15 protein-coding genes are annotated in these 16,359 nt (G+C 63.5%); 9 read left to right on the forward strand and 6 right to left on the reverse strand.

What is annotated here, in order from left to right:
- Positions 1-6: 6 nt before the first annotated feature.
- Positions 7-2,019, reverse strand: coding sequence for an AI-2E family transporter (locus tag FEZ63_RS04370; RefSeq protein ID WP_150942414.1), 2,013 nt, complete (start codon positions 2,017-2,019; stop codon positions 7-9).
- 175 nt (positions 2,020-2,194) lie between these two features.
- On the opposite strand from FEZ63_RS04370, the gene FEZ63_RS04375 reads away from it, so the two are divergent.
- The gene (locus FEZ63_RS04375) at positions 2,195-4,273 is read left to right on the forward strand and encodes a M3 family metallopeptidase (RefSeq protein WP_150942415.1); all 2,079 of its coding nucleotides are present in this window, start codon (positions 2,195-2,197) and stop codon (positions 4,271-4,273) included.
- A gap of 1 nt (position 4,274) precedes the next feature.
- Here the strand turns inward: FEZ63_RS04375 and FEZ63_RS04380 are convergent, their stop codons facing one another.
- From FEZ63_RS04380 to FEZ63_RS04395, 4 genes are all read right to left on the reverse strand, one after another.
- Positions 4,275-4,457 carry a hypothetical protein gene (locus FEZ63_RS04380; protein ID WP_150942416.1) on the reverse strand — a complete coding sequence of 61 codons (183 nt, stop codon included), beginning with the start codon at positions 4,455-4,457 and terminating at the stop codon, positions 4,275-4,277.
- Positions 4,458-4,521: 64 nt separating this feature from the next.
- On the reverse strand, positions 4,522-5,532 hold the full coding sequence (locus FEZ63_RS04385) for an aldose epimerase family protein (protein WP_150942417.1): 1,011 nt from the start codon (positions 5,530-5,532) through the stop codon (positions 4,522-4,524).
- A 6-nt stretch (positions 5,533-5,538) separates the two neighbouring features.
- Positions 5,539-6,417 (reverse strand): SMP-30/gluconolactonase/LRE family protein, encoded by an 879-nt coding sequence (locus FEZ63_RS04390; protein WP_150942418.1) that lies wholly within the window; start codon positions 6,415-6,417, stop codon positions 5,539-5,541.
- 55 nt (positions 6,418-6,472) lie between these two features.
- Positions 6,473-7,741, reverse strand: a complete 1,269-nt coding sequence (locus tag FEZ63_RS04395; protein ID WP_244622636.1) for an amidase — start codon at positions 7,739-7,741, stop codon at positions 6,473-6,475.
- Between the two features lie 137 nt (positions 7,742-7,878).
- Between FEZ63_RS04395 and FEZ63_RS04400 the strand changes: the two genes are divergently transcribed.
- From FEZ63_RS04400 to FEZ63_RS04435, 8 genes are all read left to right on the forward strand, one after another.
- A complete protein-coding gene (locus tag FEZ63_RS04400; RefSeq protein WP_150942419.1) occupies positions 7,879-9,084 on the forward strand; it encodes an ABC transporter substrate-binding protein in 1,206 nt (401 codons plus the stop codon).
- 50 nt (positions 9,085-9,134) lie between these two features.
- A complete protein-coding gene (locus FEZ63_RS04405) occupies positions 9,135-10,982 on the forward strand; it encodes an ABC transporter permease (RefSeq protein WP_150942420.1) in 1,848 nt (615 codons plus the stop codon).
- Complete coding sequence (locus FEZ63_RS04410; RefSeq protein WP_150942421.1) at positions 10,979-11,740, forward strand: ABC transporter ATP-binding protein; 762 nt, start codon at positions 10,979-10,981, stop codon at positions 11,738-11,740. Before FEZ63_RS04405 ends, FEZ63_RS04410 begins: the two co-directional genes overlap by 4 nt.
- A complete protein-coding gene (locus FEZ63_RS04415; protein WP_150942422.1) occupies positions 11,737-12,447 on the forward strand; it encodes an ABC transporter ATP-binding protein in 711 nt (236 codons plus the stop codon). Before FEZ63_RS04410 ends, FEZ63_RS04415 begins: the two co-directional genes overlap by 4 nt.
- 107 nt (positions 12,448-12,554) lie before the next feature.
- Positions 12,555-12,869 (forward strand): 2Fe-2S iron-sulfur cluster-binding protein, encoded by a 315-nt coding sequence (locus FEZ63_RS04420; protein ID WP_150942423.1) that lies wholly within the window; start codon positions 12,555-12,557, stop codon positions 12,867-12,869.
- A 70-nt stretch (positions 12,870-12,939) separates the two neighbouring features.
- Positions 12,940-13,983: an NAD(P)/FAD-dependent oxidoreductase gene (locus tag FEZ63_RS04425; RefSeq protein WP_150942424.1), complete on the forward strand. Its 1,044-nt coding sequence runs from the start codon at positions 12,940-12,942 to the stop codon at positions 13,981-13,983.
- A gap of 58 nt (positions 13,984-14,041) precedes the next feature.
- Positions 14,042-15,289 (forward strand): allantoate amidohydrolase, encoded by a 1,248-nt coding sequence (locus FEZ63_RS04430; RefSeq protein WP_150942425.1) that lies wholly within the window; start codon positions 14,042-14,044, stop codon positions 15,287-15,289.
- Positions 15,286-15,720 carry a GNAT family N-acetyltransferase gene (locus FEZ63_RS04435; RefSeq protein WP_150942426.1) on the forward strand — a complete coding sequence of 145 codons (435 nt, stop codon included), beginning with the start codon at positions 15,286-15,288 and terminating at the stop codon, positions 15,718-15,720. The genes FEZ63_RS04430 and FEZ63_RS04435 overlap by 4 nt, the downstream gene beginning before the upstream one ends.
- On the opposite strand, the gene FEZ63_RS04440 is transcribed toward FEZ63_RS04435, so the two are convergent.
- Complete coding sequence (locus FEZ63_RS04440; protein WP_150942427.1) at positions 15,717-16,250, reverse strand: GNAT family N-acetyltransferase; 534 nt, start codon at positions 16,248-16,250, stop codon at positions 15,717-15,719. The two genes, FEZ63_RS04435 and FEZ63_RS04440, sit on opposite strands and share 4 nt — an antisense overlap.
- Positions 16,251-16,359: the final 109 nt, after the last annotated feature.

Below are 16,359 nucleotides of genomic sequence, written 5' to 3' on the forward strand. Positions count from 1 at the left end.
AATCTTTTAGGCCGGCAGACGCATGCGCTTCGCGGCACCCGCGCGCTGCTCCGGCACGAGCGTCACGACGCTGGCTTCGGCCGACGCTGCGTGCTCCTCGCCGGTCGCGATCTGCAGGCTGCGGACAACGCCCTCGCGCAACGACGCCACATAGTGATCGGCGCCAATCGCCGCGCGGATGCTTTCGTCACGGAACACCACGTGATCGGGCGGCCATGTCCCGACCATGATCTTCGCATCGGGCGCATGCTTGCGCAGGCGTCGCACGAGATAGCGCAGATGCGCAGGCGTGCCGGCAATCTCCACGTAACACAGGACAATCATCTCGACGCCCGTCACATCCAGGTTTGCGATAGTCGAGCGTCCAGCGGCGCCGTGCGGGACAATCCGCGCGCCGAGACCATGCTTTGAGAGAAGCTGCGCGAACATATCGGCGGCGGCGTCATCGAGAGGGTCACGGCCCGCAAGGCACATGACGGCCCCTTCGCTCCTCCATTCCTGCGGCACGCGATCCTCAAGCGGGGAGATGTCGGGCAGGGCCGGATCGCGAATGAGCGGCTTCTCGCTTTCCGGAGGAGCGACGGGATCGTCTTCGGTGTCGGTCGCGTCCGGCTCTTCGTCATCGTGACTGCCGAGATCCTGAACGAGCGAGCGTGCCACATCCTTGACCTGTTCGATCTGCACGCTCGTCATAACCCCCCGCTTGGCGTCCTTCGCGGCCAATTGAACGGCGCGCAACGCGACCTCGTCGTAATACGACGTGAGGGAGCGCTCCTTCAGCAGCAGCTCGGCCGATTCGAGCGCCTCGTCGGGATCGCCGGCAAGCATGCGTTGATAGAGATTTTCGGCAGGAGTCAGTGCGGGCCGGTCACCGAGCAGAACGTCGAGAAATTCGAGCCTATCCACGTGTCGACCAAGGACCACGAGGCAAAGCGTCAGCGGCGTCGCAATCAGAAGCCCGACGGGTCCCCAGAGCCAAGTCCAGAAGATCGCCGAAATCACGACCGCGAAAGGCGACAGACCTGTGCTCTTGCCATAGACCAGAGGCTCGATCACGTGCCCCATGAGCGGCTCGGTGATGAGAAACAGCGCCGCCGTCATCAGCACCATCGACCAACCTGGATCAACGGCCGCGGCGAGCACGATCGGAAACGCCGCCGCCACGAACGAACCGATATACGGAACGAACCGCATCACGGCCGCAAAGACACCCCACAGAGCCGGACTGGGCACGCCGATTGCCCAGAGACCGATCCCTATCATGACGCCGAATGCCGCATTGAGACCGAGCTGGAAAAGAAAATAGCGGCTCAGGCGGCGGGCGGCATCGTCCATCGCGCCGGTGGTGCGGTGAAGATCGCTCGATCCGAACAGCCGTATCATCCGGTCGCGGAGATCCTCCCGCTGAAGCAGGATGAAGATCAGCACCACGAAGACGATCCCGGTCGTCGTCAGCGGCTTCAGCAACGGCACGGCGATGCTCTGGGCGATCTGGAGCGGAGTCGCCTCGCGCTCGTGAACTTCCACCGGCAGAGGGTTAGGCTCCGGTGGTGCCGGCTCCGCTGCCGAGCTGGCGTTTTCCGGCTCCTTCGGGGGTGCCTGCTCCACCGCCTTGTTGAACTCTTTCAGCATCGCTGGCAGACGGCCGATCGTCCCCGCGCGGATGGACCCGACCTTTTCCTTGATGGTCGCCTGATAGCGCGGCAGGTCGGTTGCGAGCCCCGCAACCTGAAAGCCGATGATACCGCCAAGGGCTACGATAATTCCCAAAGCGACGAGAACCGCGATGACCACGGAGGGCACCCGTCCGAGATGCCACCGACGCATCCAGTCCACGAACGGCGCCAGCACGAATGCGAGCAGAATGGCGAGAACGACCGGCAGGAATACGTCCTGGCCGATATAGAGCGCGGCCAGGACCACGATCCCGACGATCAGCGTCATGAGGCCCGAAATCCCCGGAACGCCCGGTGGCTGGATTTCTGTCTCCCCTGGAGATGGCGTGGGCGGCGCTCGCATGGGCGGGTCTCTGTCAATCTGCGAGGGGATCTCGCCTGCTCACATCAACTCCAATCGAAACCGATCGATCCTTGGCGGAACACATTGCCGGGGTGGCTTTTGGCCAGTGCCCCTTCCGGTGCGAGGGTGGGGCGGATATGAGTCTTCGTCCCGCCGGCCAACAGCGAGCCCTGCCATGACTTCGACCCTCTCGTCCCAACTTGAGCGCAATCCTCTCCTTGCCGAGTGGACGGACCCCCAGGGCATTCCGCCATTCGAGACAATCGCCCCAGAGGATTACCGCCCGGCCTTCGACACGGCTTTGGAGCGGCAGAAAGCCGAGATTGCCGCCCTCATAGAGCAGCCCGCCTCGCCCACCTTCGCCAATACCATCGAGGGACTTGAACGGAGCGGCGCCGCGCTCAAGCGCGTTGGAGGCGTGTTCTTCAATCTCGCCGGCTCGCACACGAATGACGCGATGCAGGCCGTCGAGCGCGAGATGGCGCCAGTGCTGGCCAAGCATCGCAATGCCATCTTCATGAACGACGCCCTGTTTCGCCGGGTCGACGAATTATATGCCGCACGGCAGGATCTGGGCCTGAACGCCGAGCAATCGCGCGTTCTCGACCGCTATCACACCATCTTCGTCCGCGCCGGCGCGAGGCTGGATTCCAGTGGGAAAAAACGGCTCGCCGCGATCACCGAACGTCTCGCGAGCCTTGGCACGCAGTTTTCCCAGAACGTGCTGGCGGACGAAAAATCCTACCGCCTCGTTCTGGATGGCGAACCCGACCTTACGGGATTGCCGCCGTTCCTGCGCGAATCCGCCGCCCGGGCTGCCGCCGACGCGGGCATGCCTGGCAAATACGTGATCACCCTGTCGCGTTCGAGCATCGAGCCGTTCCTTCAATTCTCGCAGAGGCGCGATCTGCGCGAACAGGCCTTTAAAGCCTGGACCGCCCGAGGGGATTCAGGGGGCGCGACCGACAACAAGGCCATCATTGCCGAGATGATCGCGCTTCGGGCCGAACGGGCGAGGCTTCTCGGCTACGGCACATTTGCCGATTTCAAGCTCGCCGACACCATGGCGAAAACGCCCGATGCGGTCTTGGCGCTCCTCAATGAAGTTTGGGCGCCCGCCCGAGCCCGCGCCATGGTCGAGCGCGACGATCTTCAGCGTTACGCTGAGCGCAAGGGTGAGGCCATCACCATCGAACCCTGGGACTGGCGCTACTACGCCGAGCACGTGCGGCTGGAGCGCCATGATCTCGACGAGTCTGTCATCAAGACCTACTTCCAGCTCGACCGGATCATCGACGCGGCCTTCGAGACGGCGGGCCGTCTGTTCGGGCTCCGCTTCGAAGAACTGAAAGACTTCCCGCGCTATCATCCCGACATTCGCGCGTGGCGCGTGATGGATGCGGGCGGCGCCGTGGTGGGAACGTTCATCGGCGACTATTTTGCCCGCAGCTCGAAGCGAAGCGGCGCGTGGATGAGCGCCTTCCGCTCACAGGAGAAACTCGCGGGCGACATCCGTCCGATCATCGTCAACGTGATGAACTTCGCCAAAGGTGGAGAGGGCGAGCCCGCGCTGCTGAGTTTCGACGACGCGCGCACCTTGTTCCACGAGTTCGGCCACGCCCTGCATGGATTGCTGTCGAACGTAACTTACCCCTTGCTCGCCGGAACGAGCGTCTCGACGGACTTTGTGGAGTTGCCGTCGCAGCTCTTCGAGCACTGGCTCTCGCAGCCCGATATCCTGCGCCGTTACGCGACCCATTACCGGACCGGCGAACCCATCCCCGAGCCGCTTCTCCAGCGTTTGATGGCCGCGCGCAATTTCAACCAGGGATTCGCGACGGTCGAGTATCTCTCGTCGGCTCTGGTCGACATCGCGTTGCATCAGCGCAAGGATCCGACCTCTCTTGATGTGGCGGCTTTCGAGAAAGATGCTCTCGCGTCCATCGGCATGCCTCGCGAGATCGTCATGCGCCACCGCACGCCGCATTTCACGCATGTGTTTTCCGGCGACGGCTATTCGTCCGGCTATTACAGCTATCTCTGGTCGGAGGTGCTCGACGCGGACGCCTTTACGGCGTTCGAGGAAACCGGGGACGCTTTCGACCCGGCGACTGCCAGCAAACTGAAGCAGTTTATCTATTCGGCCGGAAACCTGCGCGATCCCGCCGAGGCTTACACCGCCTTCCGCGGCAAGCTTCCGACGCCCGATGCGCTGTTGGCAAAACGTGGGTTGCTGGCGCCGGTCACGGAATAGATCAGGCGAGGGTTACGACACGCTCGGCGTTGACGTCAGGCGCATCGTCGACCGGCAGCTCTCGGGGTTTGTCCGACGAGGGGGAAACCTTGGCGCGACGGGACGACTTCTGCCGGAGCACGGCCCGTAAAAAGGCCGCACCCTTCGGGTCTCGTTCAAGCGCCTTGGCATCCAGTACCGGCATCCGACCGCTTCCTCGACTCAGCCGTAACAGCGAAGGTTAACGTCCGTCCTGCGTCGCCGTTCCCTCAAGCAGGGCCGAATCGGTATTCGCTGGCCTGACAGGACGTTCGCCCTGGCTCGAGAATAGTGTGGGGAAAGTGGGCCTTATTGGGGCCGTCGGGAAAACGCTGGGGCTCGAGGCACAGTCCCGCATGGGGGCCGTAGCGCGCGCCACCCAATCCCGCCACTGGAATGTGAATCATATGTCCGTCATAGAATTGGAGACCCGGCTCCGTCGTCCAGAGCGCCATCGCAATGCCGCTCCTCATCGAGGCCAGCGTCGCCGCATGAGACAAAGCGCCCGAACCGCGAAGCACATAATTGATGTCGTAGGAGGTCCGTCCCTGAAGCAGCTGGGCGGCACCGATCGGCCGTTGCGCCCTGAAATCGTAAGCCGTGTCCGCAATGCTTTTGATCGCACCGGTTGGAATGAGATCGGAGTGGGTCGGCGTCACGAAATCTGCCGCGATCATCAGTTGATGCCACCCGATGTCGGTGCTGCCGTCGAGGTTGAAATAGGCATGGTTGGTGAGATTGACCGGCGTCTTCTTGTCGGCGACCGCCACCAGCTCCACGCGCAATGTGGCGGGCGCCAGGAGCGCATAGGTGCAGGTGGCAACGAGCCTTCCCGGATAGCCCATGTCGCCATCCGCCGACACCAATGCCAGGGTGACGCTCGACGGCTGCAAATCGATGATCGTCCACGGACGTGTGCCGAAGCCTCGCGACCCGCCATGGAGCTGGTTTCGTCCCTCGTTGGCGTCGAGACGATAGGTTTCGCCATCGAGCGTGAAGCGCGCACGGCCGATGCGATTGGCGTACCGACCCACGACCGCCCCGAAATAGGGTGAGTACCTGACATAATCCTCGATCGTGTCGAGGCCGAGCAGCACATGCCGCGGACCATCCACGGACGGCACCACGAGGTCGCGAATGACGGCCCCCCAGGTGAGGACCCGCATCTCCATTCCGTCTGAATTGGCGAGCGTAACCTCTGAGATATCCACCCCGTCAAGGGAACCGAAGGGTGCAAGCATCCTCGCCTATCCCTCGAAGATGTTGGACCGTAACCCGCGAATGCCGCTCTCCATGGTGTAAAGCTGGCCCGCCATGGGATCAATGTGGGGATCACGGCCGATGGCGGCGCTGGTGATGTACAGGGTCGTCAAATTCGGTCCGCCGAAGGCGCATTTTGTGACCTGTGCGGTGTGCATCGGAACGATTCGCTCGACGGTTCCGTCCGGCGTCAGACGGGTCACGCGCGACCCGCCCCAATGACACACCCATATGTGGCCTTCCGCGTCGACACAGATTCCGTCCGGATAGCCGGACGCGTCGTCGAATCGCTTGAAGAGGCGGGCTTCGCCCGGGCTGTGTTCGCCGAGCGTATGGGCGTGGATCGTGCGGTTGCGCGTGTCGATCGTGTAGATTGTCTGGCCATCCGGGCTGAAAGCCGGACCGTTGGTGACGACGATGCCGTCGCGGAAGCGCAGAAGGTCCTTGCCGTCCCAGCGCCAGAAGGCGCCGGTCGGGTCCGCCTCATCGTCATCCATGGTGCCGAAATACAGGTGGCCATCCGGCCCCACATGCCCGTCATTGATGCGGTTGTTCGGACGGTCGGGCTCCGGTGACACGAGCGGCTGGATTTCACCGCCCCAGAGATTGAACCGCACGAGACCCGATTTGAACCCGGCAATCACGATATCCGGATCTGGGGTCAGGGCGACAAATCCGACGCGCTCGGGGACTTCGACGCGGGAATGTTTGTCGGTTGCCGGATGATAGCGCCAGATCGCCGGGTTCTTGATGTCGACCCACAGGAGCGTGTCGTTGCGATGGTCCCACAGGGGACCCTCGCCGACCACGCAGCAGCTTGCGACCGCAACGCGTGGGGTCTCCATATCGACCACTGGATTCGCCATGCCTGTTCCCCTTGACGCTCGTGCTTGCGGGTAACGCCGCGATGTCTCGCCTTGTTCAGCCTCTTTGCGGCGCCTGCGCGATCCGCGCCGCAAGGTGGACGAGGCTGAGATCCGACCCGGCCGGCCCAAGGAGGGACAGGCCCAGCGGCGCGCCTTCGCGCGACGCCAGCGGAATCGAAACCTGCGGCAGGCCCGACAGAACGGACAGGCACTGAAGGTTCAGCGCCTTGTTGCGGTAGTCGTTGAGAGCCTCATCGCTGTCGGTCAGAAGCGGAGCGATATCCGGCATGCTTGGGAGGATCAGCACGCCATCGTTGCCAAGGAGGGCGGCGAGCCGCTCCCGAAAGCGGCTGCGGATGGTCTGGGATTCCATCACCTGTTGGTCGGTGACGTTGCGTGAAAACTCGAACCTGTCCGCCACACCAGGGCCCATCGGCGGCTTGAGGCGTTCGATCATCGGTCCGTCGACCGTCCAGGCCTCACGCCCCTGGATGTAGCGCATGGTCCAGTAAAGCACTGTAAACCCTTCGGTCGCCACGTCCGTCTCGTCCGCTTTGCCGAGGATCGCTTCGATCTGCCGGACAGCCGGCGCGAGGCTGTCGCGGACCGGCCGGTCGAGTAACGCGAAGGCGTCGCTGGCACGAAGAAGCCTTGGCTTCTCCGGCAGGGCATTGCCGTCGGCGCCCAGCAGCACCTTTCCGACCTGCGTGAAGGTCTCGCCATCGCGCGCGAAGTAGCCACAGGTGTCGAAGGACGGCGCGAGATCGTGACAATCCTCGAGGCTCACTCCCCCATGCGTCGGGCGAAGGCCGAAGAGGCCGCAATGGCTTGCCGGCGCGCGAACCGAACCGCCCGTATCCGTGCCGAGCGCGAAGTCGCAGAGATTGTTGGAGACCGCGGAAGCGGAGCCGCACGAGGACCCCCCGGGGATGCGATCCGGCGCGGCGCCGTTCACGGGCGTGCCGAAATGGGCGTTCTTGCCGCTCATGGAGAACGCCAGTTCGTCGGTGATGGTCTTGCCGACGAACCGGGCGCCGGCATCGAGAAGCCGTTGAACGGTGGGTGCGGTGCCGGTCTTGATCCCCGACATGGCGAGAATCTGCGGTGACCCAGCGCTGGTCGGATATCCCGCCACGTCGAAGAGATCCTTCGCGGCGAAGGTGAGCCCGGCAAGCGGCCCTGACGGCGCGTTCGGAACGCTGACCGGAGGATAGGGCATGAACGCGTGGGCGGGATCATTGTCGAGCAGCATGAGGGCATCACCGTGGAACTGGGTAAGGGCGCTGGCCGCCCGGGGAAACGTCGAGAGGGCTAGGTGCACCATTGTGGTCGGGATTCTTCCCCAGGCAAGGTAAAGAAGTGCGCTGTCGCGAGAATTCGCCCATGCCGATCATTCAGGCTTTCTTCCCGGCTCGATTGGCCCTACACCCTCGCATGTCCTGCAAACGCAAGGGATGCGAGATGGCAAAGACGTCGATGACCGGTTGGCTGGCTTTAGGGGTGGCGCTCGCGCTCGGAGCATCGGCCGCACAGGCGCAGACGGCCCCGATCAAGATCGGAGAGCTGAACTCGTATGCCAAGCAGGCGGCCTTCACGGTTCCCTATCGTGACGGATGGCGTCTGGCCGTCGAGGAAATCAACGCCAAGGGGGGTGTTCTGGGGCGCCCGATCGAAGTGATCTCGCGCGATGACGGCGGAACCACAGGCGACGCCACACGGGTCGCCGATGAGCTGGTCACCCGCGAGGGCGTGTCCCTGCTCTTCGGCTCCTTCCTGTCGAATGTCGGCGTCGCCATGGCGGATTACGCCAACCAGAAGAAGATCGTCTACATCGCCGCCGAACCCCTTACCGACGCCATCACGATGGCGCAGGGCAACCGCTACACCTTCCGCATCCGCCCCAACAACTTCATGCAGGTCGGCATGCTGGTCGAGCAGGCGAAGGCCTCCGGCGCGAAGCGTTGGGCCATCGTCGCCCCCAATTACGAATATGGCCAGTCGGCCGCCGCGGTGTTCAAGCGCCTCATCAAGGAGAGCGTGCCCGGCGCCGAGATCGTTGCCGAGCAATATCCGGCGCTCGGCAAGATCGAGGCGGGAGCGACGGTCTCGGCGCTTGAACAGGCCAAGCCGGACGGCATCTTCAACGTCACCTTCGGACCCGATCTCACCCAGTTTGTCCGCGAGGGGAACACACGCGGGCTGTTCGAGGGCAAGACGGTCCTGTCGCTCCTGACCGGCGAGCCCGAATGGCTCCTGCCGCTGAAGGACGAGGTTCCGGAAGGCTGGATTGTGACCGGCTATCCCTGGGACGAGATCACCGAGCCGAAGCACAAGGCGTTCGTTGATGCGTATCGGGCCAAATACAACGATACGCCTCGGCTCGGCTCGCTGCTGGGCTACATGGTCCTGTACATGATCCGCGACACGATCGAGCGCGCGGGTTCCACCGATACGGATGCGATCATCAAGGCTCTCGAGGACGCCAAATTCGACACCGTCGCAGGTACGGTCACGATGCGCGGTATCGATAATCAATCCAGCATGGGCGCGTGGGTTGGAAAGCTCGTCCTGAAGGGAAAATCCGGCGGCATGTCTGACTGGAAATACAATGACGGGACTTCCTACATGCCGTCCGAGGCCGAAGTGAAGGCCGCCCGGAAGGACTGACCTATTGAAAGCTGCGGTCCGTTTTTCCCTGATCCGCGGGTAGAGGCGAAATGGATCTCTCCTTCGTCGCGATCCAGGCCTTGAACGGGTTGGCCAGCGCGTCCTCGCTGTTTATCACCGCATGCGGTCTGACGCTTGTGTTCGGCGTCACGCGAATCGTGAACTTCGCCCACGGGTCGCTCTACATGGTGGGAGCGTTCACCGCCGCGACGTTGGTGCCGTGGATGCTCGAACTCTGGTTCGGCCCAGTATCGTTCTGGCTCGGCATCGTGATCTCAGCGCTGATCGTCGGCCTGCTCGGCGTCGTCATCGAGGTGCTGCTGCTCCGACGCATCTACGGCGCGCCGGAGCTGTTCCAGCTTCTGGCGACTTTCGGAATCGTGCTGGTCCTGCAGGATCTCGTCGTCCAGATCTTCGGTCCGCAGGACATCCTGGGACCGCGGGCGCCCGGTTTGCGGGCGCCGGTGGAGATCCTCGGGCGGCGGTTTCCATCCTACGAACTGGTGCTCATCGCGGCCGGCCCTGCCGTCCTTGCGGCGGTGTGGTTTGTCTTGCGCAAGACCCGCTTTGGCACTTTGATTCGAGCTGCGACGCAGGATCGCGAGATGGTCGCGGCGCTTGGCGTCAATCAGGCTCTGCTGTTTACCGGGACGCTCTTTCTTGGCGCGTTCCTGGCGGGACTTGGCGGCGCCTTGCAGATCCCCCGCGTCGCCGCCAATACGGGGATGGACCTGTCGATCATCGCCGAATGCTTCGTCGTCACGGTCGTCGGCGGCATGGGCAGCGTGCCGGGAGCGTTTCTGGCAGCCCTGATCATCGGCCAGTTGCAGGCCTTCGGCATTCTCATCTTTCCCAAGAGCACGCTCGTCGTCGTGTTCCTGCTCATGGCGGTGGTGCTCGCCATCCGTCCTTACGGCTTCTTCGGGCGGCCTGAAATTCTCGGGGGCACCCATGCGGTAGGCATCGCCAGCCGCAAGCCGATGGCTCGCGGCACACTTCTCGCAACGATCGGCATCGTGCTGCTGGCTTGTCTTCCCTTGATCGGCGATCCCTACCTGCTCAAGGTCGCAACGGAGATTCTCGTCTTCGCGTTGTTTGCCTTCAGTCTTCAGCTCCTGATCGGCGTGGGCGGTCTCGTCAGTTTCGGTCACGCCGCCTTCTTCGGCCTTGGCGCCTATGGGTCAGCGCTCACCGTTAAATGGCTTGGCGCGCCGATGGAGGCTGCCTTTCCGGCCGGCCTGCTGCTCGCAGCACTGGGTGCCGCTCTCATCGGCGCCTTCGTGGTGCGTCTGTCGGGCATCTACCTCGCCATGATGACGTTGGCGGCCGCGCAAATCCTTTATGCGATCGCGTTTCAGTGGGTCGAGGTGACGGGCGGCGACAACGGCATCGTCGGCGTCTGGCCGTCGAACTGGGTTGCTGGCCGCAGCGCGTATTATCTCCTCACCCTGGCGCTCACGGTCATCACCGTCCTGTTCCTGAAGAAGATCATCGAATCGCCGTTCGGCTATGCCTTGCGGGCTGCGCGGGATTCCGAACCACGCGCCGAGGCCATCGGCATCGCCGTTCGCCAGCAGCGCTGGCTGGCGTTCATTCTGGCGGGCGCGGGCGCCGGGATCGCGGGCAGTCTCTACGCGTTTTCCAGAGGCTCGGTGGACCCGAGCCTTCTCGGCATTCCGACCTCCGTCGACGCGCTGACGATGCTGTTGCTGGGAGGCATCCAGACCATTGCCGGGCCGCTCGCCGGGTCCGCCGTGCTGCATATCCTGCGCGACCAGATCATGCCGTTGACGTCGCTGTGGCGGCTATTTCTCGGATTGAGCATCATCGGCATGGTGCTGGTTTTCCCCCGCGGTCTCGTCGGCACCATTCGGCAATGGGGCGAGGATCGGGCATGAGTCTTCTCGCGGTCGAACGCCTGAACAAAGCCTTCGGCGGCGTGGTGGCGGCACATGACGTAAGCTTTGCGGTCGAGCGGGGCGAGATGCTGGCCCTGATCGGCCCCAACGGCGCCGGCAAATCGACCGTCTTCAACATGATCGGGGGTCAGCTGCCGCCGGATCGGGGAGCCGTCCTGCTTGAAGACAAGGCGATCACGCTTGCGTCGCCGCAGGAGCGTTTCCGCCAGGGGATCGGCCGCACCTTCCAGATCGCACAGGCGTTTCACTCCATGACCGTCTGCGAAAACGTCCAGATGGCGTTGATCAGCCACCACCGCGAGAGCCGGGCGATCTGGACCGAGGCACGGCAGCACCATCGGCGAGACGCCTTGGACTTGCTGAGCCAGGTCGGAATGGCGGAGGCGGCGGATCGGTCCTGCTCGGTGCTTGCCTACGGCGACGTGAAGCGGGTCGAGCTCGCCATTGCGCTTGCGGGCGAGCCAAAGCTGCTCCTGATGGATGAGCCGACGGCCGGAATGGCGTTCCGGGAGCGGGCGGCGTTGATGGATCTCACCCACTCGATCGCCCGGACGCGCCGCATCGGCATTCTGTTCACCGAGCACGACATGGACGTGGTGTTTGGGCACGCATCCCGAATTCTGGTTCTCCTGCGCGGCGAGATCATCGCGGCGGGGAGCCCCGCGGAGATCCGCGAAAACGCTCAGGTGCGGCAAGCCTATCTCGGCAATGCGCCGGCTTTGACGGGCGCCCCATGACGCCGCTTCTCGACATCCAGGGTCTCTCCGCCAGCTATGGCCGAGCGCAGGTCCTGTTCGATATCTCGCTTCAACTCCATCCCGGCGAGGTGGTCGCCCTGATCGGCCGGAACGGGGCTGGCAAGACGACCACACTCAAGGCTATCCTGGGGCTGGTCATTGCCCGTGCGGAACGCCTCGCCTTCAAGGGTCAGTCGATCGCCGGACTCCCCACCTACCGCATCGCCCGTCTCGGCCTCGGCTACGTGGCCGAAGACCGGCGCATCTTCACCGACCTGACGGTGGAGGAGAATCTCGAGGTTGGTCGCCAGGCGCAACGGGCCGGGCGCTCGCCGTGGAGTCGGGAGCGGTTGTTCGGCCTGTTTCCCAACCTGGCCGAGATGCGCGGACGGCGCGGCAGCCAGATGTCCGGCGGGGAGCAGCAGATGCTTGCCATTGCCAGAACCCTGATGGGCAATCCGGATGCCATCCTGCTGGACGAACCCTCGGAGGGCATCGCGCCGGTCATCGTCCAGGCCATGGCAGAGGTCATCCGCGCCATGAAGGCCGAGGGGGTGGCGGTTCTCCTATCGGAGCAGAACTGGGCTTTTGCAGCTGCCATCGGCGACCGCGCCTGCGTGATCGAGCGCGGCACCATTCGATTCGCCGGGCCGATGGCGGATTTTCTCGCCGACGAGGCGCTGCGGGCGGAGACGCTGGGGGTCTGATCCCCGCGCCAAACCATTGACGGATCAGCCCGAAAGCCCGATATCAGCCCGTTCGCGGCCCTGTGCCACTCTCCAGAACCTTGTTAAGCTTGAGGAATTCCCGTTTCATGGGCGTCATCCATGTGACCGACCGCACAGGAAAGCGTCACACTCTCGAATGCATCGAGGGGTGGCGCGTGATGGAGATCATCCGGGATTGGGGCCTGCCGATCGAGGGGCTCTGCGGGGGCGCCTGCGAATGCGCCACCTGTCACGTTTTCGTCAATGAGGACTGGCTCGGCCGGCTCTATCCTGCGACCGACGAGGAAGAGGACCAGCTCGACACCGTCGTGACCCGACCCACTTCGCGCCTGTCCTGCCAGATCATCTGGACGCCCGAACTCGACGGGCTCGAACTCACGCTTGCGCCCGCGAGCGGCTGATCGCCAAGCCTGACGCATTGCCAAAAACGAGAGACCGTGCTTTTCGAGTGGCTCTCGAAGGAGCCAGTTCATGACCGACAATATTGAAACCGACGTCGTCGTCATCGGCGCGGGGCCCGTGGGCCTGTTCGCCGTGTTCGAACTCGGCCTCCTCGACATAAAATGCCACCTCATCGACATCCTGCCGAAGGTCGGCGGGCAATGCGCCGAGCTCTATCCCGAAAAGCCCATCTACGACATTCCGGGCTTTCCCATGGTGACCGGTCAGGGCCTCGTGGACAATCTGCTGGCGCAGATCGAACCCTTCCATCCGACTTTCCACCTCAACGAGATGGTCGAGAGCGTCGAGCCGATCGGGACGGCCGAGGCACCGCTCTTCCGGGTCAAGACGGCTGAGAATGGCACCACCTTCATCTGCAAGGCGCTGGTCATTGCGGCAGGCGGCGGTTCGTTCCAGCCCAAGAAGCCACCGATCGAGAACATCGAGGCCTATGAGGGCACCGGCGTGTTCTATGCCGTGCGGCACATGCAGATGTTCCGCAACAAACGCGTGCTGATCGTCGGCGGCGGCGATTCGGCGCTGGATTGGACCGTCAATCTGCAACCCCTCGCCAAGCGCCTCACGCTGCTCCACCGGCGCGACGCCTTCCGTGCCGCACCTCACACGGTGGAGAAGATGCGTAATCTCGTTGCCTCCGGCGACATGGACCTTCATCTCGGGCAGGTCACGCATCTCAAGGGCAAATCGCCGGTACTCGAAGGCGTCTCGATCAAGAAGGACGACGGTTCGATCGTCGATGTCGCGTGCGACGTGTTGCTGCCGTTCTTTGGGCTGACCATGAAGCTCGGGCCGATCGCCGATTGGGGCCTCAACCTGCATGAGAACCTGATTCCCGTCGACACGGAGAAGTTCGAGACCAGCGTCCCGGGTATTTTCGCCATCGGCGACATCAACACCTATCCGGGCAAGCTCAAGCTGATCCTCTCGGGCTTTCACGAGGGCGCGCTGGCGGCGCAGAAGGTGCACCGCTACGTCTACCCGGACAAGAAACTGCTGTTTCAATACACGACGTCGTCGACCAGCCTGCAGAAGAAGCTCGGCGTGGCGGCGTAAGGACGCCAAACGCGGCTTCCTCTTGCGAAGCTCGTGGGTTCCTGAAACTGTTTCAACCATGACGCAATCACCTGTCTCCACCGACCTCGCTTTGGGCCGCCGCGCGATGGCGCTGTTGGATCAACTGGCGCAGTACAGCGACGAGCCTTCGTGCCTGACGCGGCTCTATCTGTCGAAGGCCCACCGCAGAGCCGCGGAGGCAACGCTCGGCTTCATGCAGAATGCGGGGCTCGACAGCCACATCGATCCGCTCGGTTCGGTTGTCGGACGTCTCGATGGCGCCAATCCGGACGCGCCGGCGCTCTTGATCGGTTCGCATATCGACACTGTCGTCGATGCGGGGCGCTATGACGGCACGCTTGGCGTCGTTCTCGGAATCGTCACGATAGAAGCCCTGCGTCAACAGGGCGTCGTGCCAGCCTGTCCGATCGAAATCGTCGCTTTCGGCGATGAGGAAAACGCGCGTTTTCCGACCAATCTTTCCACCTCCGCCGCGCTCTCGGGTCGCTACGATCCCGCGTGGCTCGACGGAATAGACCAGGACGGCATCACCTTGCGCGACGCTCTTGCGGCGTTCGGCGGCGATCCCTCGCGGATCGGGACGATTGCCCGTGATCGGGCGCGCTACCGGGGATATCTCGAAGTTCATATCGAGCAGGGACCGCAGCTCGAGGCGGCAGGTTTTGCCGTCGGGATCGTCTCCGCCATCAGCGGGATTTCCCGGGCCCGCGCGGCGGTGACCGGCGAGGCCGGCCACGCCGGAACCGTGCCGATGCCGATGCGGCGCGATGCGCTGGCGGCGGCCGCCGAGATGATCGTTGCGGTCGAACGCACCGGCGCGATCCGGCTCGACACCGTTGCGACCGTCGGCGCGACTCAGGTTCGACCCGGCGCTATCAATGTCATCCCCGCACGCGTCGACTTCACCCTCGATGCCCGGTCCCCCGACGACGTCGTACGCCACGCCATGGTGCGGGATATCATGACCGAGTGCGAGGCGATCGCACAGAAGCGCGGCGTCGGCCTCGCGATCGAGCCGTTCATGGATTCTCCGGCGACACCCATGGACTCCGCCCTGATCGCGGTTTTCGAACACACACTGCGATCCCTCGGGATTTCGCCGATGTCCGTCGCGTCCGGTGCGGGGCACGATGCCGTTGCAATGGCGGGCTTGTGCCCGTCGGCGATGCTTTTCGTGCGGTGCAAAGGCGGGATCAGTCACAACCCGGCCGAATCGATCACCGTCGAGGATGCCGACATCGCCGCGCGTGTCCTGATTGAATCGGTCAAGAAGCTCGTGACATGAGCCATGAGTTGGCGCTGGTCGAGGAACCGGGCGACGAGATCCGCGCCGTCATTCTCGACGGTTTGCGTGACTTCAACTCCGCGGAAATCGCACCTGGGCACCAGATCCAGACACTTGCAGTCGCGATTCGCGGCCGCGTCGATGGCTCGATCATCGGCGGGTTGTGGGGTCGCACCGGAATGGGTTGGTTGACGATCGAATTGATTTTCGTTCCCGAACGATTGCGCGGCCAACGGATTGCCAGTCGCCTGATCACCATCGCCGAGGAAGAGGCCGTGCGACGCGGCTGTCATTCGGCCTGGCTCGACACGATGAACGCCAACGCGCTCGCGCTCTATGAACGCCTTGGATTCGTGCGGTTCGGTGAATTGCGGGATTTCCCGATCGGCAATTCTCGCGTCTTCCTGCACAAGAGACTGATGGGCAGCTAGCTTCCGTCAGCGCGCCCGCTATTCCACTCATCGCTGAGAATGGCCCAGCGCTCGTGATCGCGCCATTCGCCGCCGATCCGGAGGTATCGTGGCGAATAGCCTTCGCGCCGGAACCCAAGGCTTTCGACGAGTCTCACCGATCGGCTGTTGGCCGGCTGTATATTCGCCTCGATGCGGTGCAGGTCCATTTGTGTAAAAGCGTGGGTCAGGACAAGCCCGACAGCCTCGCGCATGAGCCCGCGGCCGTTGAGACCGGATACGCCATAATACCCCAGATAGGCGCTCTGAAATAATCCCCGAACAATGTCGTTGAGGTTGACCACGCCGGCGATCTGACCGGTTGTCCATTCGCGGACGACAAATCCTACCGACCTCTCGCCGTCGCACCGCGCCAGATAGGTCAGGAAGCCGGTCTCGTCGCGAAAGGGTTGTACCCAAGGCTCGTGCAACGATAAGCTTGCCAGATTCGCAGCAATCAACTCAGCGCGGTCGTCGGCGCACACCTTGGTGATCGTAACGCGAGTCCGCATGGCGGTGCTCTTTCTCGTACGGGAACCTTGGCAAAAAACGGCGGTTATCGTCCGTCACATATCATAACTACCGAAGGATTGGATTATGCGCGCCGTCATCTTGCCTGCA

The organism is Microvirga brassicacearum (assembly GCF_008757455.1).
In the GTDB taxonomy this organism is placed as follows: domain Bacteria; phylum Pseudomonadota; class Alphaproteobacteria; order Rhizobiales; family Beijerinckiaceae; genus Microvirga; species Microvirga brassicacearum.